The following is a 20317-nucleotide window of genomic DNA, read 5'->3' on the forward strand; positions in this document are numbered from 1 at the left end:
CACCCGGAACTGGTCCGGGCGGCGGCCGACCGTCGCACCGTCAGGTCAGCTGGCCGCCACGGCCAGGTTGAACGTGACGGTGTTGTCGCTCGGGTCGACGTCTGGCACCGTCTCGTTCCAGTAGTGGGTGGCCAGCGCCACGGTGATCGGGGTCGACTCGTCCGCCGGGTCGGTCGGTCGGCTGATGAACAGCGCCACGTCTCGCTCCTCACCCTGCATCAGCAGCCCGCCCGGCACGAAAGCCTGGGAGCCGTACACCGGGCCGTCGAAAGGTTCGGTGAAGAGGATCATCGACCCGGCGGGCAGCTGTGCGGCGGTGAGTGAGTTGCCGAGCTGGCGGGCGTCACCGGCGTACCGGACCCGGAGCGGCACCCGCCGGGTGTTCTCGGGGCCGTCGGTCACCGGCCCGATCACCTGGACGGACGCGTTCGCCTGGGTGTCCTGCACGTACGTCTGCGGGCGGGCGAGCTTGCCGTCGAGGGAGCGGAACTGCGCGCTGAACGGAACGGTGCCCAGCGATCCGGTTTCGTACGAGTAGGCGGTGACCAGGCCGCCCGCCGCGATCATCGGGTAGCTCCGGGGGGTGGTCAGCACCTGGAATTCGACAGTTGCCCGGCGGGACTCACCCGGGGCCAGGTCGTTGCCACGCGGCAGGGCGCAGGTGCGGACCAACAGCCCTTCCTCCACGCCGTCGGATTCGCAGCGTGACTCCGCACCCCCGGAGAATGAGCCCGCCACCGCCTCCCGGATCTGGAAGTAGAAGCCCTGGGTGCTGTCGCTGTTGTTGGTGATCGTCACCCGAAGGCTGCCCCGGTAGCCGCGTTCGGTCGGTTCGAGCACCAGCCGGCTCAGCGAGAAGGTGGGCGCATCCGCCGCGGCCGGTGCGGCCGTGGCCGGTACGGCCCAGCCGATCGTCGCGGTCAGGCCGAGCAGTGCGGCGGTGAGCAGGGTCCCCGTTTTTCGGTACATGTATCTGGTCCTCCAAGGTCGACGCCCGGCGAGGGGACCTGCCGCCGCCCGTGGCGACGACACGATCGACGGACGTAACCGTGGAATCCGGGCCCCCGCTCCGTGACCCAGACAGCATCATCGATGGCCGGGTCGTTCGCCACCCCGTTATGGACCCGCCGCACTAGCCTGCGCAGTATGAGCAGCTCAGCTGACCAGCGCTCCGCCCACATCGTCGACGTGCTCACCGAGGAGTTCGGCGCGTCGATGGCGATCGACCCGGCCGCCTTCCGCCGCAAGTTCCGCAAGATGGCGGCTTCGCCGTTCGCGTTCTACCGGGGCAGCGCCGCGCTGTTCTACGCCGACCAGCTCGGCGACTTCGCCGATGACAGGTATCTCGACGAGCGGACCAGCCGGGTGTGGATCCACGGTGACCTGCACGCGGAGAACTTCGGCACCTACATGAACGCCTCCGGGCAGCTGGTGTTCAACGTCAACGACTTCGACGAGGCGTACGTCGGGCCGTTCACCTGGGACCTGCGCCGGCTGGCGGCCAGCGTGGCGCTGCTCGGCTACGGCAAGGCGCTCTCCGACACCGCGATCGGGGAGTTGGTGGCCGGCTTCGCCAGGTCGTACCTGACCGAACTGCGGGCCATCGCCGCCGGCGGTGACGACGCGATCGGTTCGATCACGCTGGACAACGCCGACGGGGTGCTGCGCCGGGTGCTGCAGCGGGCCCGGCTCAACACCCGCGTCGACCTGCTCGCCGCGCAGACCACCATCGACAACTACGAGCGACGCTTCTCCATCGGCGACGGGGTCTTCGAGATCGACGCCGCCACCCGGGACCTGGTCAGCGCCGCCTTCCACGACTATTTGGGCACCCTGCCGGCCGCCTCGACGCAGCTCCGCCCGGTGGCGGCCCGGATCAAGGACGTGGTGCTGCGCAAGGGGGTGGGCATCGGCTCGGCCGGGCTGCCGTCGTACAACCTGCTGCTGGAGGGGCACACCCAGGCGCTGGAGAACGACGTCGTCATCTACATGAAGCAGGCGCAGGTCCCGGCCGTGGCGCGGTACGTCACCGACGAGTCGGTCCGCGGCTACTTCCAGCACCAGGGGCACCGGACCGCCGAGTCGCAGCGGGCGTTGCAGGCGCACGCCGACCCGTGGTTGGGCTTCACCGAGCTGAACGGGGCCGGTCAGCTCGTCGCCGAGGTCTCCCCGTACGCCGCCGACCTGGACTGGTCGGACGTGAACGAGCCGGAGGAACTGACCGGGGTGCTCGTCGACCTGGGTCGGGCGGTGGCCCGGATGCACTCGGTGGCCGACGACGAGTCCAGCCACGACCTGGTGGACTACTCCACCGAGGAGGCCATCGTCGCGGCGGTGGACGCCGACGAGGCGGGCTTCGTCGACCACCTGGTGGACTTCGCGCACGCGTACGGGGTGCGTGCCCGCCAGGACCACCAGCTCTTCGTCGACCTGTTCCGCAACGGGCGCCTGCCGGGCATCTGATCGGGCGCGGCGTCGCTCAGGAGGCGAACTCCAGCACCACCTTGATGTCGTCCGGCCCGGGGGTGTACGCGTCGGCGTACCGGTTCACCGGCACCCGCCGGGTGATCAGTGACTCGAGCCAGACCTGGTCGGCGCGGGCGAGCGCCTGCGCGGCCATGTTCCAGTGCCGCCGGTTCGCGTTCACCGAGCCGAACACCACGTTGTTCTCCAGCACCAGGGACCGGTTGAGCGCCCCGGCGTCGAAGTCGATGATCCGACCACCGCTGGACACCCCGGCCAGGCAGACGATCCCGGTCGGGCCCGCCTTGCACATGACGTCGAGCACCACTGTGGGCGCGCCGGTGCACTCGATCACCACGTCCGGTTCGAAGGGCAGGTCGTTGACCGGCACCGCGTGGTAGGTGGCGCCGAGCCCGGCGACCAGCTCCGGCTTCGGCCCATCGGTGGCCCGGTCCAGCACGTGCACGGCGAGCCCACGTTGGGTGCCGAGCAACGCGGCCAGCAACCCGATCGGCCCGGCCCCGGTGACCAGGACGGTCTGCGGCTGCCACTCGGCCCGGTGCCCGATCCGCTCGATGTGGTCCCACGCCTTCGCCACCACACTTGTCGGCTCCAGCAGCACCCCGACCTGGGCCAGCGCCGGGTCGAGCTTGACCGCGAACTGGGGTTCGATCCGCCACCTGTCGCGGGCGAACCCGGGTAGCGCCTTGATGCCGTGCTCGGTGTACTGGCCGTTGCGACACATGTCCCACTCGCCGACCGCGCAGTTCGGGCAGGGCACCGGGTCGGGATGCCGGACGATCCCGGCCACCAGGTCGCCGGGTTGCACGGTTCCGCTCGGGTCCTCGATCACCCGTCCCAGTGACTCGTGCCCGATGATCAGGCGGTCCGCGCCCGGCGGCGCATCGCCGTACTCCCCGGCGATGATCTCGTGGTCGGTGCCGCAGATCCCCACCGCCAGCGCCTCCACGAGGACAGCGCCCTCCTCGGCAGGCGGTTCCGGCTGATCCTCGACGAGGCTCAGCGAGTTGGCGACCCCGGGTCTCACCGTCACAGCGCGCACGCCCTCATCTTTCCCCGCCGGGACGTGCACCGCGTCCAAAGCCGCGAGATCGGCTGGCGTCGGCGGCGGGCAGGTGCGGGCCCGGCCGGCACTAGGATCAGCGGCATGACTCCCGAAGAGGTCGGCGCTCGACTGGTCGCGCTGCTCGCGCCGGTCGCGGTGACCCCGTCGGTCTCCGGCGGGCAACGGTTCGCCCGGGCCACCGTCGACGTACCTCCGGCGAGCTGGCTGGCCGCGGTGTCCGCCGCCCGTGACGACACTGAGCTGGCCTGCGACTTCTTCGACTGGCTCTCCGCCGTCGACGAGTTGGCCGACGGCTTCGACGTGGTGGCGCACCTCTGGTCGAGCCGACTGCGCCACGGGGTGCTGCTGCGTACCCGGGTGCCGCGCGACGCACCCACCGTCGACTCGGTGGTCGACGTCTACCCCGGTGCCGCCTGGCACGAGCGGGAGACGCACGAGATGTTCGGCATCGACTTCGCCGGCCACGGGGAGTTGCTGCCGCTGCTGTTGCCCCCGGAGTTCGAGGGGCATCCGCTGCGTAAGGAGTTTGTGCTCGCTTCCCGGGTGGCGAAACCGTGGCCGGGTGCGAAGGAGCCGGGCGAGTCGGAGGCCGGCGGAGGGCGCCGACCGATCCGTCCGCCGGGCGTTCCCGCTCCGGGCGAGTGGGGGCCCACGCCCACCCCGGCTGGCGCCGGTGGTGTGGGGGAGGGCCCGCGTGGCGGCACCCCGGCCAGACCGGCCGGTGAGCGTCCGGCCCGGCCCGCCCCGGGGGCCCGTCCGGCGCGTACTCCCCGGCCTGCCGGCACCGCCGACGCCCCGGCTCCCGCCGACCGCAGCGACCGCGACGGGGGTACGCCCTGATGCCGCTCTGGGTGGAGTTGGTGCTCCGGATCGGCGGCGTGGTGGTTGCGTTCCTCACCCTGCCGTTGCTCGTCGGCCAGGCCGAGCACAAGGTGATGGCGCACATGCAGGGCCGGCTCGGCCCGATGTACGCGGGCGGCTTCCACGGTTGGGCGCAGCTCGTCGCCGACGGGGTCAAGTTCGTGCAGAAGGAGGACATCACGCCGCGCGAGGCGGACCGGGCGGTGTTCCGGCTGGCGCCAGCGGTGGCCCTGGTGCCCTACCTGCTGGTGCTGCTGGTCATTCCGCTCGGCCCGAACGACCTGGTCGGGCAACCGTTGGACATCGGCCTCTTCTTCGTGCTGGCGGTGGTCGGCGTCGGTGTGGTGGCGGTGCTGATGTCGGCGTGGGCGTCGGCCAACAAGTACAGCCTGCTCGGCGGCCTGCGCGGGGCGGCCCAGTTGCTCGGGTACGAGCTGCCGCTGGTGCTGGCCGCCGCGTCGGTGGCGATGGCCGCCGGCACGCTCAGCCTGTCGGGAATCGTCGAGGCGTGGCAGCCGTGGTGGCTGCTCTGGCAGGCACCCGCGATGATCATTTTCTTCGTCGCCGGGCTGGCCGAGATCCGTCGGCCGCCGTTCGACATGCCGGTGGCCGACTCGGAGCTGGTCTTCGGCTACATGACCGAGTACACCGGGCTGCGGTTCGCGTTCTTCCTGCTCGCCGAGTACGTCGGCATCGTGGTGATCGCCGCGCTGACCACTGTGCTGTTCCTGGGCGGTTGGCAGGGCCCGTTCGCCGATGACCAGCTCGGCTGGCTGTGGACGCTACTCAAGATCTTCGCGGTCTCCTTCGTGATCATCTGGCTCCGGGTGTCCTACCCCCGGCTCCGCGAGGACCAGCTGCAACGCCTCTGCTGGCTGGTGCTGGTCCCCGCGTCCCTGGCTCAGCTGGTCCTCACCGCGGCCGTCCGCATCGCCCTCTGACCTAGCGCGGCAGTGCCTGGTCTCCGCGCGGCACTGCCCGGCCCTCGCGCGCCGGGTGATCGCGTTCGATCCTGGTTGCAGTGGTGTCGGTCGGCGCGGACAACCACTACATCAGTGATCGAGCGCGATCATCCTGCGCGAGTCGGGCCGGATCGCTCGACGCGGCGCTCTGAGGTGGTCCCGAGAGCCGCTTTCGAGCTGATGTCGTAGACGAATCGTTCGCTGCGGCTGCGGCTGCGGCTGCGGCTGCGGCGGCCGAGATACCGCCCGATGTCACAAACGATTCAGCTCGAAAGCGTCCTTAGCCCACTCCCCGCCCAGGCCCAAGACTGGCGAGCCCGGCCGCCCTCACGTCCCACGCCTGACGACCCCACGCCCCACGCCCGACCCCCGAAGATCCGCGCAACTTCCCCGATGTTGCTGCCTCCGGCAGGCGGGAGACACCAACATCCCTGATGTTGCGCGGATCTTGACGACGAGCCGGGGCGACGAGCGACGAGCCGGGCGGCGAGGTGGGCCGCTCAGCGCAGCGGGGTGTGCGCGGGGTCCACCGGCTCGGCCGGGGGTGGTGGCGGGGTGCCGTCGCCGAAGGGGCGGCCACCGAGCGTTTCCCGGCCGTGCGGGGTGAGCCAGTTGGACAGGTCGGGGCCGAGCGGAACGATGCCGGTCGGGTTGATGTCGCGGTGCACCTCGTAGTAGTGCCGCTTGATGTGGTCGAAGTCGATGGTGTCGCCGAACCCGGGGGTCTGGAACAGGTCCCGGGCGTACGCCCACAGCACCGGCATCTCACTCAGCTTCTGCCGGTTGCACTTGAAGTGGCCGTGGTAGACCGGGTCGAAGCGGACCAGCGTGGTGAACAGCCGCACGTCGGCTTCGGTGATGGTGTCGCCGACCAGGTAACGCTGGTCGGTCAACCGCTCGGTGAGCCAGTCCAGCCGGTCGAAGAGCTGGTGGTACGCCTTGTCGTACGCCTCCTGGCTGCCGGCGAACCCGCACCGGTAGACGCCGTTGTTGACGTCCCGGAACACCACGGCGTTGACCTCGTCGATCTGCTCCCGCAGGTGCTCGGGGTAGAGCTGCGGGGCACCCTCGCGGTGGTACGCCCCCCACTGCGTGGACAGGTCCAGGCTCATCTGCGCGTAGTCGTTGGTCACCACCTGCCCGGTCGGCACGTCCACGATCGCCGGCACGGTGATGCCGCGCTCGTAGCCGGGGAAGCGCTTGAAGTACGCCTCCTGGATGCGCTCGATGCCGAGCACCGGGTCCCGCCCGTCCGGGTCGAGGTCGAAGGTCCAGCTCCGGGCGTCGTGGGTCGGGCCGGCGACCGCCATCGAGATGGCGTCCTCCAGGCCGAGCAACCGCCGCACGATGATCAGCCGGTTGGCCCACGGGCAGGCCCGGCTGACCGCCAGCCGGTACCGGCCCGGCTCGACCGGGTATCCGTCGCGCCCGTCCTCGGTGATCCGGGTGGCGATGTACCGCTGGTCGCGGGTGAATTCGCCGCCCGGCTCGACGTACTTGCCGCCTTTTTCCTCGCCCACGTCAGCCTCCCGGTCGTGTTGCTGCCCTGCACCCCATCCTTACCGATCTCCGACCGATCGACGCGGTGAGCCCGGATACCCTCGCCGGCATGACGGATGTGGAGGCGGCGGCCCGGCGGTTCATCACCGATGTGTGGAACGCCCGCCGAGAGGAGTCGGCGTACGAGTTGGTGGCCGAGGAATGCCCGGGGCTGGGCGGCACCGGCCCGGAGGCGACGTTGGCCTGGCATCGCGAGCGCCGCGCGGCCTTCCCCGACCTGCGCTACAAGATCGTCGACGTGGTCGCGGCCGGTGAGCGGGTGGCCGTGCACTGGCGGGCCGCCGGCACCCACGTCGGGCAGTTCGGGCCGGTGCCGCCGACCGGGCAGGTGGTCAGCTACTCGGGGGCGACGTTCCTGCGCTTCGACCCGGCGGGCCGGATCGTCGAGGTGTGGAGCTGCAACGAGCTGTTCCAACTGCTGCAACAACTCGGTGTCGAGATGCTCCCACCGGCAGCCGTCGGCGGACCCGGGGCGTGATCCGGTTGATCCGCAGCTGACCGTGCTCCTCGGGTGAGCCCTCCGTTCGTGGACCTGTGGGTGGTGGTCGCGCGCGCCGGGGCCACAGGGCAGGATGGTCGACATGAGCGACCCCAGCGAGCGTGGTGACACCAGCGAACGCGGCCTTCCCGGCGCGGGCCTGGTGAAGGGGCTGGCGGTCACCCTCAAGACGATGACCAGCCGTTCGACCACCCAGCAGTACCCGGACACCGCTCCCGACCTGCCGCCGCGCTCGCGCGGTGTGATCGCGTTGTCCGAGGAGAACTGCACGGTCTGCATGCTCTGCGCCCGCGAGTGTCCGGACTGGTGCATCTACATCGACTCGCACAAGGAGGAGGTGGCGGTGCCCGGCGCCGCCCGCCCCCGCCAGCGCAACGTGCTCGACAAGTTCGACATCGACTTCTCGCTCTGCATGTACTGCGGCATCTGCATCGAGGTCTGCCCGTTCGACGCGCTCTACTGGTCGCCGGAGTTCGAGTACGCCGAGTACGACATCAAGGACCTGCTGCACGACAAGGACCACCTCGGTCAGTGGATGGCCACCGTTCCGCCGCCGCCCGCGCACGACCCGAACGGCGAGCCGGCCAAGGAGGAGACCTCCGCCGCGCGCAAGGCCGCCGCCGCACGTCCCGCTCCGCCAGCGGTACGCCCCGACGCCGACCAGGACCCGGCGTCGTGACCGCCCGAGCTGCAGGGGCGGCCCGGTGACCGGCGCGGATGTGCTGCTGCTCGCCCTCGGTGCGGTGGCGGTCGGCGCCGGCGTGCTGGTGGTGACCACGAAACACCTCGTCCGGGCCGGGCTCTACCTGGTGGTGTGCCTGGGCGCGTTGGCCGGTGACTTCCTGGTGCTCAGCGCCGAGTTGGTGGCCTGGGTGCAGGTGCTGATCTATGTGGGCGCGGTGGTGGTCCTGCTGCTGTTCGCGGTGATGCTGACCCGGGCTCCGATCGGCGCCTCCGACGACCTGGACCGGCCCGGCTGGCCGGCCGCGCTGATCGGTGGCGGCGCCGGGCTGGGGCTGACCGTCCTGCTGGTCGACGCGTACCGCTGGAGCACCGTCACGCTGCCGCCCGCCGGCACCGCCGAGCGGCTGGGTGAGCAGATCTTCCAGTCCTGGGTGTTGCCGTTCGAGGTGCTCTCGGTGCTGCTGCTCTCCGCCCTGGTGGGCGCGATCGTGCTGTCCCGGCCGGACATCGGCCGCGCCGGCCCGCCCGGCGACGGCCGGGCAGGCCGCGCCGGCCCGCCCGGCGACGGCCGGGCAGCCGACCTGGTCGACAGCGAGCCCGGGGGGCGCCGGTGAGGCCGGTCATCCCGTACGTCACCGCCGCGCTGCTGTTCGGTCTCGGCGTGTACGGCGTGCTGCGTCGCCGCAACGCGGTGCTGGTGCTGATGTCCGTCGAGTTGATGCTCAACGCGGTCAACCTGATCCTGGTCACCGCGGACACCACCGCCCGCGCCGTGCTCCCACACTCGGGGCAGGTCTTCGCCCTGTTCGTCATCGTCCTCGCCGCCGCGGAGATCGGGGTGGGGCTGGCGATCGTCCTTCAGCTCTACCGGCTACGCGCGACCGTCGCCGTGGATGACGTGCCGTTGACCGAGCCGTCGCCGCCGGTCGGCGGGCGCGAGCCGGCCGTCCTGGATTCGGAGGCGGGCCGGTGAGCGGGCTGCTCGGGGCGCTGCTGCCCGCCGTACCGCTGGTCGCCGGGCTGCTCGGCCTGTTGCTGCCCGCGGCCTCCCGGCGCGAGAACGCGACCGGCGGCGACCGGGCCCGGGCGGCGGCCGTGACGCTCGGCGTGACCGGTGCGGCCGGCGCGTTGGCGCTGGCCGTCGCGCTGCTGCTCACCGTCGACCGGCCGACGGAGACGTCGGCCACCTGGGTCGACTTCGGCGGGCTGGCGGTGACTCTCGGCGTACGGCTGGACGGCGCCGCCGCGCTGGTCGCGGTGGCGGTCACCGCTGTCGCCCTGGCCGTGCAGGTCTACTCGATCGGCTACCTGCGGCGCGGCCCGCACGACGATGTCGACGTCGATCACCGCTATCCGCCCTACGCCGCCCAGATCAGCCTCTTCACCGGTGCCATGTTGCTGGTGGTGGTCGCCGGCGACCTGATCATGTTGTTGGTCGGCTGGGAGGTGATGGGCCTCTGCTCGTACCTGCTCATCGCCCACGACCGCCGACTGGCCGGCGCGCCCGCCGCCGCCATGAAGGCGTTCCTGGTGACCCGGGTGGGTGACGTCGGGTTCCTGCTCGGCATCGCGCTGCTGGGTGTGTCGACGGGCAGCTTCCGGATCGCCGACGTGCTCGCCCACGACCACTCCGGCGCGACGTTGACCGCCGCAGGCCTGCTGCTGCTCGCCGGTGTGGCCGGCAAGAGCGCGCAGTTCCCGCTGCACACCTGGCTGCCGGACGCGATGGCCGGTCCGACCCCGATCTCCGCGCTGATCCACGCCGCGACGATGGTCGCCGCCGGGGTGTACGCGGTGGCCCGGCTCTACCCGCTGTTCACGGCAGCGCCGGTGACGCTGACAGTGCTGGGGGTGCTCGGCGCGATCACGCTGCTGCTCGGCGCGCTCGCCGCCACCGCCCAGGACGACATCAAACGCGTGCTGGCCTGGTCGACAGTGTCCCAGTTGGGCTACATGACCGGGGCGCTGGCGGTCGGCTCACCGTCGGCCGCGTTGTTCCACCTGCTCACCCATGCCGCCTTCAAGGCGCTGCTGTTCCTCGCCGCCGGCGTCGTGATCCACGCCGTCGGCACCACCCTGATGTCGGAGATGGGCGGGCTGCGGCGCAGCATGCCGGTGACGTTCTGGTGCACTGTGGTGGGCCTGGGTGCGCTGGCCGGAGTGCCGCCGTTGGCCGGTTTCTGGAGCAAGGACGGCGTACTGACGGTCGCCGAGTCGGCGGCGTTGGAGGGCACCGGCCCGGCGCCGTCCTGGGTGGGCTGGATCGTCTGGGTCGCCGGGCTGGTCGGCGTTGCCGTCACCGCCTGGTACGCCGGTCGGCTGCTGCTGCGCGCCTTCTTCGGCACTGCGCGCCTGCCCCTGGTTCGGCCGCACGACCCGCCGGCGGTGCTGCGCTGGCCGGTGGTGCTGTTGGCCGTGCCGGCCGCGCTGCTCGGTCTGGCCGGGTTCGTCGGGGCGTTCGCCAACCGCCTGCGGTTCCCCACCGTCCCGGTGGCGGGTTCCGAGGACGGCCTGGTCCACCTGGGTTCGGGGGTGCTGCTGCCGCTCGCGTTCCTGCTACTCGGCGCCGGGCTGGTGACGCTGGGCTGGCGTCGTGACCGGGCGGCCGACCCGGCCGCCGCGCTGGGTCCGCTGCGGCCGGTCTTCGCCAGCGCGTTCCGGCTCGACGACGTCCAGCACACCCTTGTCGTACGCCCCGTGCGCGCACTGGCCCGTGTCGTGCACACCGGTGACGAGGTGCTGGTGGACGGTGCTGTCGAGGGCAGTGGCCGAGCCGCGTCGGGTCTGGGTGCGGGGCTGGCCGCGCTGCACCGCGCGGCGCTGCCCCGAGCCGCCGCCGGTGTGCTGGCCGGCGCGCTGCTCATCGGCCTGGCCGCTGCGGTCATTGGAGGAACCCGATGAGTGTCGGGCAGGGGTTGCTGGTCGCGGTGCTGGCGCTGCCGGCGCTGGGCGCGGTCGCGGTGGCGGCAACGCCCCGGGACCGGGCAGCCCGCCTGGTCGGTACGATCGCGGCGGCGTTGACCCTGCTGGCGGCGGTGCCGCTGGTGTTCGGCGGTCGAGGTTGGGTCGCCTGGTCGGCTGGCGCTCCGGCGGTGCTCCCGTGGCACCAACTGGATCTGCCGTGGGTGCCTGGCCTGGAGTTGCGCTTCCACCTCGGCGTCGACGGCATCTCCTGGCCGCTGGTGGTGTTGACGGCGCTGCTCACGCTGCTCTGCTGCGCGTACACGATGTGGCGGGTGCCCGGCGGCGGCAGTGGCCGGGCGTTGGTCGCGTTGCTGCTGGTGGTCGAGGTGGGCATCCTGGGCACCTTCCTCGCCCTGGACCTGGTGCTGTTCTTCCTCTTCTTCGAGGTCGTCCTGCTGCCGATGTACGCGATCATCGCCGGCTGGGGTGGCGCGGACCGGCGTCGGGCCGCCCGGAAGTTCGCCCTCTACACACTGTTCGGGTCGGTGCTGCTGCTGGTCGGCGTGTACGTCGTGGTCGCCGCCGCCGGCACCGCCGACCTGGTGACGCTGACCGGTGGGGCGGGGTTGTCCAGGGGCACCCAGTTGGCCGCGTTCACGCTGTTGGCGTTGGCTTTCGCGGTGAAGAGCCCGCTGTGGCCGCTGCACTCCTGGCTGCCCGATGCGCACACCCAGGCACCCACCGTGGGCAGTGTCGTGTTGGCCGGTGTGCTGCTCAAGATGGGCACGTACGGTCTGATCCGGGTCGCGGTCGGGGTGGCGCCGGAGGGTGCCCGCTGGGCGGCGCCGGTGCTCGGCGTGCTGGCCGTCGCCGCGATCCTGATCGGTTCGCTGGTCTGCCTGGCCCAGTCGGACGTGAAGCGGCTCATCGCGTACTCCAGCGTGGGGCACATGGGTTTCGTACTGCTCGGCGTCGCCACGCTGACCGCCACCGGCATCCAGGCGGCGTTGATCGGCAACGTCGCGCACGGCGTGATCACCGGCCTGCTGTTCTTCCTGGCCGGGGCGGTGAAGGACCGTACCGGCACGGGTGCGCTCGCGGAGCTGTCCGGGCTGCGGGAGACCGCGCCCCGGTTGGCGGGTCTGCTCGCGTTCGCGGCGATCGCGTCGCTGGGCCTGCCCGGGTTGGCCGGCTTCTGGGGTGAGGCGTTCGCGGTGGTCGCCGCACTGCAGGTGGGCGGCCCGCTCTGGACCACCCTCGGGGTGCTGGCGGCGATCGGGGGGGCGCTCACCGCCGCGTACTTCCTGCGGTTGCTGCGCCAGGTCACCCACAACCGACCGAGCCCCGCCGTCGGGCAGGTGGGCGCCGGCCTGGCCGGGGCGGAGTTGACCGCCTGGGTGCCACTGGTGCTGCTCGCGTTGGCCATCGGGCTGGCGCCGACACTGGTCCTCGGTGTCGCCGAGGCCCCCGTCGACGCCCTCATCGGGGTGGTCAAACCATGAACGTCGTGCAGAGCGTGGACAGCGTCGCGCTGCTCCCGGCCTACCTGGCCGCCGGCACGGCCGTGCTCGTCCTCATCACCGACCTGCTCGTGGCGCGGCCACGGGCCACCATCGCGGTGGCAGCGCTCGGCGCGCTCGGCACCGCCGTCGCTTCCGCGCTGGTCGGGGCGGGTGCCGAGCGGCGCACGTTCTGCGTGGGCGCCGACTGCTCATGGATCTTCGGCGGTCGCGCGGCACTGGTCGGCGCGGTGGTCGCACTGCTGACGCTGGGTGTGCTCGGACTGTCGGTGCCGGCGCTGCGGGCCGGGCGGTCACCGGTTGGGGAGTATGCCTTCCTGCTGGCCTGCTCGATGACCGGCGGCGTGGTGCTCGGCGCGGCCGGTGACCTGATCACGCTGATCGTCGCCCTGGAGACGTTGACCCTGCCGCTGTACGTGCTGGTCGGCCTGCGTCGGGGGAGCCTCGCCAGCGCCGAGGCGGCGTTGACCTTCTTCGTGGTCAGCGTGGTGGCGACGACGCTGACCCTGCTCGGCGCGGCGCTGCTGTACGCGGTGACCGGCGGGCTGCACCTGGACCGGCTCGGCGGTTTGCTCGCCGAGCAGCCTGAGCTGCGGGACCTGCCGTTGACCAGCGCCGCGGTGGCGGTGTTGCTGGTCGGGTTGGCGTTCAAGGTGGCGGCGGTCCCGTTCCACGCCTGGGCGCCGGCCACCTACGACGGCGCGCCGCTGCCGGTGGCCGCGTACCTGTCCACCGCGTCGAAGCTGGGCGGCCTGATCGCCCTCCTCGCCGTGGTGCAGCGGGCGTTGCCCGCCGACCAGACCGGCCCGGTGCTCGCGGTGCTCGCGGTGCTCACCATGACCGTGGGCAACCTGGTGGCGCTGCGTCAGCGGCGGACCGTCCGGCTGCTCGCCTGGTCGTCAGTCGCGCAGGCCGGCTACATCCTCGCCCCGCTGGGAGCGTTGGCGTTGGCCGTCGGGCGCACCGACGAGGCGCGGTCCGCCGCGTACGCGGCCGCCGTGGCGTACGCCGTCTTCTTCGTGGTGTTGGAGCTTGCCGCCTTCGCCGGGTTGACGGCCCTGCGGCCGGCGGGCGCGGACGGCGGCACGGTGGACGACCTGCGCGGCGCGGCCCGCCGGCATCCGTGGCGGGCTGCGGCGTTCGGTCTCGCGCTGGTGGGTCTGGCCGGTCTGCCGCCGGGGCTGGCCGGCCTGTTCGCGAAGGTGACAGTGGTCCGGGCGCTGTTGGACGGTGGCGCGGCGTGGCTGGCGCTGGTGGTGGCGCTGAACGCCGTGATCGGCCTCGCCTACTACCTGCGGGTGGCCGCCGCGCTGTGGGCACCGACGCCCCTCGCCGCCCCGAACGTCGGGGGCGCTGCGGCCGTACCCGTGGTGGGTGTGGTGGCGGTGGTGCTGGCGGTGGCGACGGTGGCCGCCGTGGTGCTGGGTGTCGCCCCGCAACTGGTGCTCGACCTGGCCGGCCGTTGACCTGACCTGCGACTTCGGTCTCAGTGAACTCTCAGCGTTGTAACGGATGGTTGGTGGGTACCGGGTTGTTACACCGGTCAGCGGATCCCGGCGATCCGTGCACCGAAGGAGACATCGTGCACCACAACCGTCTGAAGACCGCAGCGCTGCTTGGCCTGCTCAGCGCCCTGATCCTGGCGGTGGGCTACTGGTTCGGCGGCAGCGGCGGCCTGGTCATCGCCGTCCTCGTGTCTCTGGTCATGAACGGCGTCACCTACTTCTACTCCGACAAGCTCGCGCTGCGCTCGATGGGGGCGCAACCGGTCACCGAGGCGCAGTTCCCCGAGCTGTACCGGATGGTCCGGGAGTTGGCCGCCGACGCCCGGCAGCCGATGCCGCGCCTCTACGTCAGCCCGACCGCGCAGCCCAACGCTTTCGCCACCGGTCGTAACCCGCAGCACGCGGCCGTCTGCGTGACCCAGGGCATCACCGAGATCCTCGACTACCGCGAACTGCGCGGTGTGATCGGGCACGAGCTGTCCCACGTCTACAACCGGGACATCCTGATCTCCAGCGTGGCGGCCGGCCTGGCCAGCATCATCACCCTGCTGGCGAACCTCGCCTTCTTCATCCCGCTGGGCGGCGGGGACGACGAGGACCGCCCGAACCCGGCTGTGTTGCTGCTCACTCTGATCCTGGGCCCGATCGCCGCCACGGTGATCCAACTGGCGATCAGCCGGAGCCGCGAGTTCCAGGCGGACGCCTCGGGCGCCGAGTTGAGCCGCGACCCGCTGGCCCTGGCCAGCGCGCTGCGCAAGATCGACGCGGTGGCCCGACGCCGGCCGTTGCCGGCCCAGGGCCAGCTCACCAGCACCGCCCACCTCATGATCGCCAACCCGTTCCGGGGTGGCGGCATGGCCGCGCTCTTCTCCACGCACCCGAAGATGGAGGACCGCGTGGCCCGGCTGGAGCAGATGGCCCGCAACTCGGGGCCGGTCCAGTTCCAGCGCTGACCCGCTGATCGACCGCCTCCGCCCGTACCCGGCCACGCCGGGTACGGGCGGACTGCTGTATTTCCGTTGTCTACCCGCCCGGCGGTGGCGTTAGGGTCATAACGGCTCACGCTCATTACACCCTCGGGAGGTTCACGGTGACCGCGCTGCGTCAGTACCTGGGTGTCTGGCGGATCCCCGGGGCGCCCATGCTGCTGGTCACCGGCATCATCGGGCGGCTCGGAATCGGTATGACCCCCCTGGCGCTGCTCCTGGTGGTCGAACAGGTGACCGGGCGCTACTCGCTGGCCGCCATCGCGGGCGGTATCTACGCCCTCGCCGGTGCCGCGCTCAGCCCGATCGCCGGACGGGTCGCCGACCGGGTCGGCCCCACCCCCGTCCTGCTGCTCACCGCCGTCGCCCACCCACTGGCGCTCATCGGGTTGCTGCTGGCCAGCCGCTCCGGCGACGACGCTCTCCCCGTCATCTACCTCGCCGCAGGCGTGGCCGGCGCCACCTACCCGCCACTCACCGCCGCCATTCGAGGCGCCTGGAACGACCTGACCAGCCCCAACTCCGGCCGTTCCCACCTCCGCAACACGGCAATGGCCGCCGAGACCACACTCTTCGAGATCGTCTTCGTCCTCGGCCCACTGCTCGTCGCCGGCTTCGTCCTCGTCGCCGACGCGTCAGCCGCGCTGATCGGTGCGGCGGTGGTCACCCTGTTCGGCACGACCGCCGTGGCCCTCGGCCGGGTCATGCGCGGCTGGCGCCCGCACCCGCGCGAACACCACGCCCGCGGGCTCGGCCCGCTGCGGGTCCCCGGCTTCCCGGCCCTGCTGATCTGCGTGGCCGGCCTGGGCATCGCGTTCGGGGCCGCCGGGGTGATCGTGCCGGCGTTCGCGAGCGACCACGCCACCGACGACCCGGAGAGCCTCGCCGGTGTGCTCCTCGCGGTCTGGGGGATCGGCAGCGCCCTCGGCGGGCTCTGGTTCGGCGTCCGGCGGCCAGCACCGAACATGACCCGGCAGTTCGCCTTCCTGCTCGCCGCGCTGGCGGCCACCTTCGCCGTGTTCGCGGTGATGCCCACCCCGCTGGCGTTGGGTGTCGCCCTGGTCGCCGGCGGGGCCACCATCGCGCCCGCGTTGACCCTGGAGAACACCCTGGTCGGCCGGATCGCCCCGACCGGCATGCTGAACGAGGCGTACACCTGGGTGGTCACCGTCGCGGTGGCGTCCAGCGCGGCCGGCGGCTCGGTGGCCGGCGTGATCGTGGATCACGCCGGCGGCGTCCGCTGGGCGTTCCTGTTCGCCGGGGCGGCGGTCGCCGTCGGTGCCGTGGTCGCCGCACTGCCCGCCGGGCCCATCGCCCGCGCGGAAACCACAGCGGTACGCACCGAACAGCCCGTCCCCGCCTGACCACGTGCGTACCTAGCGGGCGTCTCGGTCGGCCCGTGCCGTAGTCGGATCGTGCTTGATCGACTCAGGTTTCTGAATGTCGCGGTGACCCAGTCGCTTGGATGCCCCGACTTTCAGGAACCCGAGTCGATCTCACCCGGATGCGCTGCGTCCCCAGGTCGGCTCGCCGTGGACAGCCGTCAGCGGTAGTTGTTGAACTGAAGGGCCACGCCGAAATCCTCGCCCTTCAACAGCGAGATGACGGCCTGCAGGTCGTCGCGCTTCTTGCCGGTCACCCGCAGTTGGTCGCCCTGGATCTGCGCCTGCACGCCCTTGGGACCCTCGTCGCGGATCTTCTTGCTGATGGCCTTGGCCTTGTCCGCCTCGATGCCCTGGATCACCTTGCAGTCGATCTTGAAGATCTTGCCCGACGGGCGCGGCTCCCCAGCATCCAGCGACTTCAGCGAGATGTTCCGCTTGACGAGCTTCTCCTTGAACACGTCCAGCGCGGCGCGGACACGCTCCTCGGTCTCCGCCTGAAGACCGATCGCCTCCTCGCCAGACCAGGAGATCTCAGCGCCGGTGCCGCGGAAGTCGAACCGCGTCGCAAGCTCCTTCTCCGCCTGCCGAAGGGCGTTGTCGACCTCCTGACGGTCAACCTTGCTCACGATGTCGAACGACGGGTTCGCTGCCATGTTTCTGCTCCTGCTGTCCGGCGGTCTGGGCCTGCCGTCGGCCGCCGACCAGCGGCACGACCCCCTGACGGTACCCGGTTGCGTTGGTGCCGGGGGGAGCCGCTATTCTTGCTTCCGCCGCCGCGTTGCGACGCGGTGGGGTGCCCTGGCGGGTTGCCCGAGCGGCCAATGGGAGCGGACTGTAAATCCGTCGCGAAAGCTTCAGAGGTTCGAATCCTCTACCCGCCACCAGGTGCGGACAACGGCCCCTGACCAGCAGAGATGCTGATCGGGGGCCGTTGTCGTTGATCTAGCCGAGTCCGGCTGAGTCCAGCCTTTGACGACTGGCTGTGGGCAGATGGTGGGCAGGTCGATCTTGCCCGTCAGGGCTTCTCTGGGGCTGGGAACGCTCGTGCTCTGGGGAGTTGTCGGCTCGGCGTGAACACGCCTGGAGTGACCGGCTGAGGGCTGCTTGTGGGCTTCGCTGACTGCGGGGCTAGGCCGGGGGCAAGCCAGTCCCGGGGTTGGACTGGCGCGGCAGTCGGAAGCCCTGGCCCTCGATCAGGTTGACTCGCCGGCTTCCGTGCCGCCTGGCCGTGGTCGTGCTGCGTCTGGATCAGTGAAGTTCGGGGCGGCGGTCCGGCGGTAGTCGGTGGCTCTCCGCCCCGGCGCCGGAGGCGGCCGGGGCGGCTTGCCGCCGGCCGGCTCACCGCCCGCGCCGCGCGAAGCGCGGCGCCTTGATCCAGAAAAGAGCAAATCGGCAGCAGCGTGGTAGCAGGGAGAGGGGAACCGGTACCTGATCTGTCCCTCAACGGTCGTCCCGGCTCCCGCTGTGCGGTTGCTGCTGACTGACGTGTTGCGGCCCGTGGTACCGGCGCTGCCGGAGCGGATTTCCCTGAGCCGGCGGGCGGGGCGAGCCATCAGACGACGAGGATTAGAAGGCCAGAAGGCTTCCGAGGGGAAGCCCGTCTCGAGCCCAAGATCGGGTATGGCGTGGCGCTTCTAGACGTCCGACCTCCTCCTGGTGTCCGGCGCCATCGCCGACCACCCGGTTACAGGACCTCGTCGCACCTGGCCGCTAGAGTGCCGGGGTCGGGCAGTCCCTGCCCGCCGCAAGACGAACCGAGGAGTGCGCCGTCCTGTGAGTACCGAGGATGTACAGGGAACGGTCCGCCTGGCAGCGAAGACGTTGCTTCACACCCTCGACCTGAGCAGCTACCCTCATGGGGTGGACCAGCGCGACGAACTCATTATCCCCGTCAACAAACTCATTGATTTTACGCCGGCAAAGCTCGGTGCGCGGATCATCGAGTTTGACGATGTGGTGTGTTCAATCACGGGGCTTCCACAGTCGCAAATCTCGGCACGGCTGGAAAGTGCCGTGGTGGGCATCGGTGGCGACAATACTTCGTCGCGAGCGCTCCGTTTGTCGCTGCTAATCCTTCGCGACTACATTAACTCCGGATACTACCCACTTGTCCAAGACCGGAAGCTGGTCCTTGCTCCGCTCCTCGAGGCTCAGAACCTAGATGAGGTCCGCAGGCGGCACGCACTGAGGATGCTCTATCGCCAGGCGCGCCTCAACGCGGTAAGAGAGGCTAGTCAGCGGAAGGCGCTTGAAAAGTTCATTACCAGCCTGACCATGGTGGATTATCAACCGGGTAAGGTCGTGTCCGCGCTGGAGGAGGCTCCTCCCGATCTCTCCATCCAAATCGCGCAGTCGGGGTCTGCTCGCCTGCTTTGGCGGGGCGTACGGACAACCTGGTCCATGACACCAGACGCCAGTGCGCCAGGTCGCGAAGTGTCAATCGTGCTGACTGATCGGCGTTGGCCGAGCACTCCGATGGCCGTCGCTCAGTTCCGCAATGTCGTTCCAGGTGTTCGGCAGCGAGACACCTGGCTGGGGATGACAGCCCGCAACGCGACTGGGGGAGCAGGCGGCTATGTCGATCGGCTTGCAAAGCAACCCGACGAACGAGCCGCAGTCGAGGCAACCGCAGCAGTGCTCCGAAACCTCCTCGGATCAGTGAACCTGGAGGGACTTCCCAGTATCTCGATGAAGGGCGGTGTGGATCAGGCGGATCAGTTGGCCGCGCTCGCCAGCGCGTCCCGTGATCGTTACAACCGCCTTCGCCAAGAGGGTCGCCCAGCCGAAGCACGCAAGCATCTGGCCATTACGAAGCGCGCAGAGACAGCCGCCAACCTTAGCCTAGGGCTTGCTGGTCTTTCTGAATGTCAGTCCGATCCCTATCCGAGTCGACTGATGCGGACCGATTCAGAAATCCGCCGGAGGGTTGACACGGGTCTGAGGAAACTCTGGCACTACCACATGGGATTTGTTGCGCTCGAGATGAGCATCTGCGGGGCGGCTCCGCCATTCGGGGCACTGCGTGTTGGTAAGTTGGCTGCCGCTCTTGCCGGAAGTGAAGTCGTGTTGAACGCTTGGGGCAGGGATCGTCCACTGGGGGAGATTGCCACCACAGTGTATGAGCCCCACGTGCGAGATAAGGTGCCCAACCCTGGCCCCCTTGTGGTTTTCACGAGTGGTTTGTATCCAGGGCACAGTTCTCAATATAACCGCGCTTCCAGCGGCGCACGAAAGTGGCGCCGAATCGGCGAGACCATGGGGTATGGCTCTTTTCATGTGGCGGCCGACACGGTCGATGCAGTGGACGCCTTCAATGAGGCGGTAGATGGTTACTCTCACATCACACGAACCTTCGGAGAGGGGGCTAGCGCTCGTTTCCGGGCAATCGGGAAGGCGCTCTCGGGACTGGGTCTTCCCGACCTCCGCCGCCACGACACGCGAAGGCCTCTGTACGCCTTGTCGTTGGTTGAGGACCCCGGGGGAGTGTTGCTGGGATGGCGCCCTGCGCCGGCACCTGGCCGATTGGGTATCTCTGCCCAGGAGATCGCACATCAGTGGTGGGAGCGGTGGGTCAGGGGGCAGGTCTCTCAACTCGCCCGAGAAGCCCGTGTGGCACCTGACCTCCTGGATGAGCTACACGGGCTGCTACGCCAGGTCAACGAACTGGAAGCGGCGACGCCGCAGCCTCAATTTGCGGCACGCCAATTGTCGCTTTTGGACCAAATGGGACAGCGGCCTGTTGGTCTCGGCGAGGTCGGGTAGATTCCCCGGACCGGTTCTTCAGAGGCTGAAGGGGTCGTGGTTCCGACGAGCGAGAGACTTGAAGCCCTCACTGCGCTGTTCAGACGGGGCGAGATCTACGCCGACTCATGGCCCGAGGACGTACGTCGGCGGCTGAACG

The 20317-nt window shown here is 70.4% G+C and carries 17 protein-coding genes and 1 tRNA gene; 14 read left to right on the forward strand and 4 right to left on the reverse strand.

The features are described 5' to 3' along the window. Positions 1-45 precede the first annotated feature (45 nt). Positions 46-969: a hypothetical protein gene (locus IF22_RS0107495; protein WP_030329812.1), complete on the reverse strand. Its 924-nt coding sequence runs from the start codon at positions 967-969 to the stop codon at positions 46-48. A gap of 177 nt (positions 970-1146) precedes the next feature. Between IF22_RS0107495 and IF22_RS0107500 the strand changes: the two genes are divergently transcribed. Continuing rightward, positions 1147-2463, forward strand: coding sequence for a DUF2252 domain-containing protein (locus IF22_RS0107500; RefSeq protein WP_030329813.1), 1317 nt, complete (start codon positions 1147-1149; stop codon positions 2461-2463). Between the two features lie 16 nt (positions 2464-2479). Here IF22_RS0107500 and IF22_RS0107505 read toward each other — a convergent pair whose 3' ends face one another. After that, positions 2480-3526: a glucose 1-dehydrogenase gene (locus IF22_RS0107505; RefSeq protein ID WP_030329814.1), complete on the reverse strand. Its 1047-nt coding sequence runs from the start codon at positions 3524-3526 to the stop codon at positions 2480-2482. A 105-nt stretch (positions 3527-3631) separates the two neighbouring features. Between IF22_RS0107505 and IF22_RS0107510 the strand changes: the two genes are divergently transcribed. Both IF22_RS0107510 and IF22_RS0107515 read left to right on the forward strand, forming a co-directional pair. After that, on the forward strand, positions 3632-4390 hold the full coding sequence (locus tag IF22_RS0107510) for an NADH-quinone oxidoreductase subunit C (protein ID WP_081883738.1): 759 nt from the start codon (positions 3632-3634) through the stop codon (positions 4388-4390). Continuing rightward, the gene (locus IF22_RS0107515; protein ID WP_030329816.1) at positions 4390-5352 is read left to right on the forward strand and encodes a complex I subunit 1/NuoH family protein; all 963 of its coding nucleotides are present in this window, start codon (positions 4390-4392) and stop codon (positions 5350-5352) included. Before IF22_RS0107510 ends, IF22_RS0107515 begins: the two co-directional genes overlap by 1 nt. Before the next feature lie 521 nt (positions 5353-5873). On the opposite strand, the gene IF22_RS0107520 is transcribed toward IF22_RS0107515, so the two are convergent. Continuing rightward, positions 5874-6893, reverse strand: coding sequence for a glutathione S-transferase family protein (locus IF22_RS0107520; RefSeq protein WP_030329817.1), 1020 nt, complete (start codon positions 6891-6893; stop codon positions 5874-5876). 89 nt (positions 6894-6982) lie between these two features. Here IF22_RS0107520 and IF22_RS0107525 point away from each other — a divergent pair, with 89 nt between their 5' ends. From IF22_RS0107525 to IF22_RS0107565, 9 genes are all read left to right on the forward strand, one after another. Beyond that, positions 6983-7411, forward strand: a complete 429-nt coding sequence (locus IF22_RS0107525; protein ID WP_030329818.1) for an ester cyclase — start codon at positions 6983-6985, stop codon at positions 7409-7411. 103 nt (positions 7412-7514) lie between these two features. Further along, positions 7515-8111, forward strand: coding sequence for a NuoI/complex I 23 kDa subunit family protein (locus IF22_RS0107530; RefSeq protein ID WP_030329819.1), 597 nt, complete (start codon positions 7515-7517; stop codon positions 8109-8111). 25 nt (positions 8112-8136) lie between these two features. Further along, the gene (locus IF22_RS0107535) at positions 8137-8730 is read left to right on the forward strand and encodes an NADH-quinone oxidoreductase subunit J family protein (protein WP_030329820.1); all 594 of its coding nucleotides are present in this window, start codon (positions 8137-8139) and stop codon (positions 8728-8730) included. Continuing rightward, entirely contained in the window at positions 8727-9089 is a 363-nt protein-coding gene (gene nuoK, locus IF22_RS0107540; protein ID WP_030329821.1) for an NADH-quinone oxidoreductase subunit NuoK, read from the forward strand. The genes IF22_RS0107535 and nuoK overlap by 4 nt, the downstream gene beginning before the upstream one ends. Next, positions 9086-11017: an NADH-quinone oxidoreductase subunit 5 family protein gene (locus IF22_RS0107545; RefSeq protein ID WP_030329822.1), complete on the forward strand. Its 1932-nt coding sequence runs from the start codon at positions 9086-9088 to the stop codon at positions 11015-11017. The genes nuoK and IF22_RS0107545 overlap by 4 nt, the downstream gene beginning before the upstream one ends. Further along, positions 11014-12522, forward strand: coding sequence for a complex I subunit 4 family protein (locus IF22_RS0107550; protein WP_030329823.1), 1509 nt, complete (start codon positions 11014-11016; stop codon positions 12520-12522). Before IF22_RS0107545 ends, IF22_RS0107550 begins: the two co-directional genes overlap by 4 nt. After that, a complete protein-coding gene (locus IF22_RS0107555) occupies positions 12519-14006 on the forward strand; it encodes an NADH-quinone oxidoreductase subunit N (protein WP_030329824.1) in 1488 nt (495 codons plus the stop codon). The genes IF22_RS0107550 and IF22_RS0107555 overlap by 4 nt, the downstream gene beginning before the upstream one ends. Positions 14007-14122: 116 nt before the next feature. Further along, positions 14123-14998 carry a zinc metalloprotease HtpX gene (gene htpX, locus IF22_RS0107560; RefSeq protein WP_030329825.1) on the forward strand — a complete coding sequence of 292 codons (876 nt, stop codon included), beginning with the start codon at positions 14123-14125 and terminating at the stop codon, positions 14996-14998. Positions 14999-15135: 137 nt separating this feature from the next. Next, on the forward strand, positions 15136-16395 hold the full coding sequence (locus tag IF22_RS0107565) for an MFS transporter (RefSeq protein WP_030329826.1): 1260 nt from the start codon (positions 15136-15138) through the stop codon (positions 16393-16395). 179 nt (positions 16396-16574) lie between these two features. On the opposite strand, the gene IF22_RS0107570 is transcribed toward IF22_RS0107565, so the two are convergent. Next, a complete protein-coding gene (locus tag IF22_RS0107570; protein WP_030329827.1) occupies positions 16575-17069 on the reverse strand; it encodes a YajQ family cyclic di-GMP-binding protein in 495 nt (164 codons plus the stop codon). 147 nt (positions 17070-17216) lie between these two features. On the opposite strand from IF22_RS0107570, the gene IF22_RS0107575 reads away from it, so the two are divergent. Further along, positions 17217-17300 (forward strand) — tRNA-Tyr (locus IF22_RS0107575). Positions 17301-18276: 976 nt separating this feature from the next. After that, a complete protein-coding gene (locus IF22_RS34920; RefSeq protein WP_167337276.1) occupies positions 18277-20178 on the forward strand; it encodes a Druantia anti-phage system protein DruA in 1902 nt (633 codons plus the stop codon). Positions 20179-20317: the final 139 nt, after the last annotated feature.

Origin of the sequence: Micromonospora parva, assembly GCF_000718515.1 — a bacterium.
Lineage (GTDB): Bacteria > Actinomycetota > Actinomycetes > Mycobacteriales > Micromonosporaceae > Micromonospora > Micromonospora parva.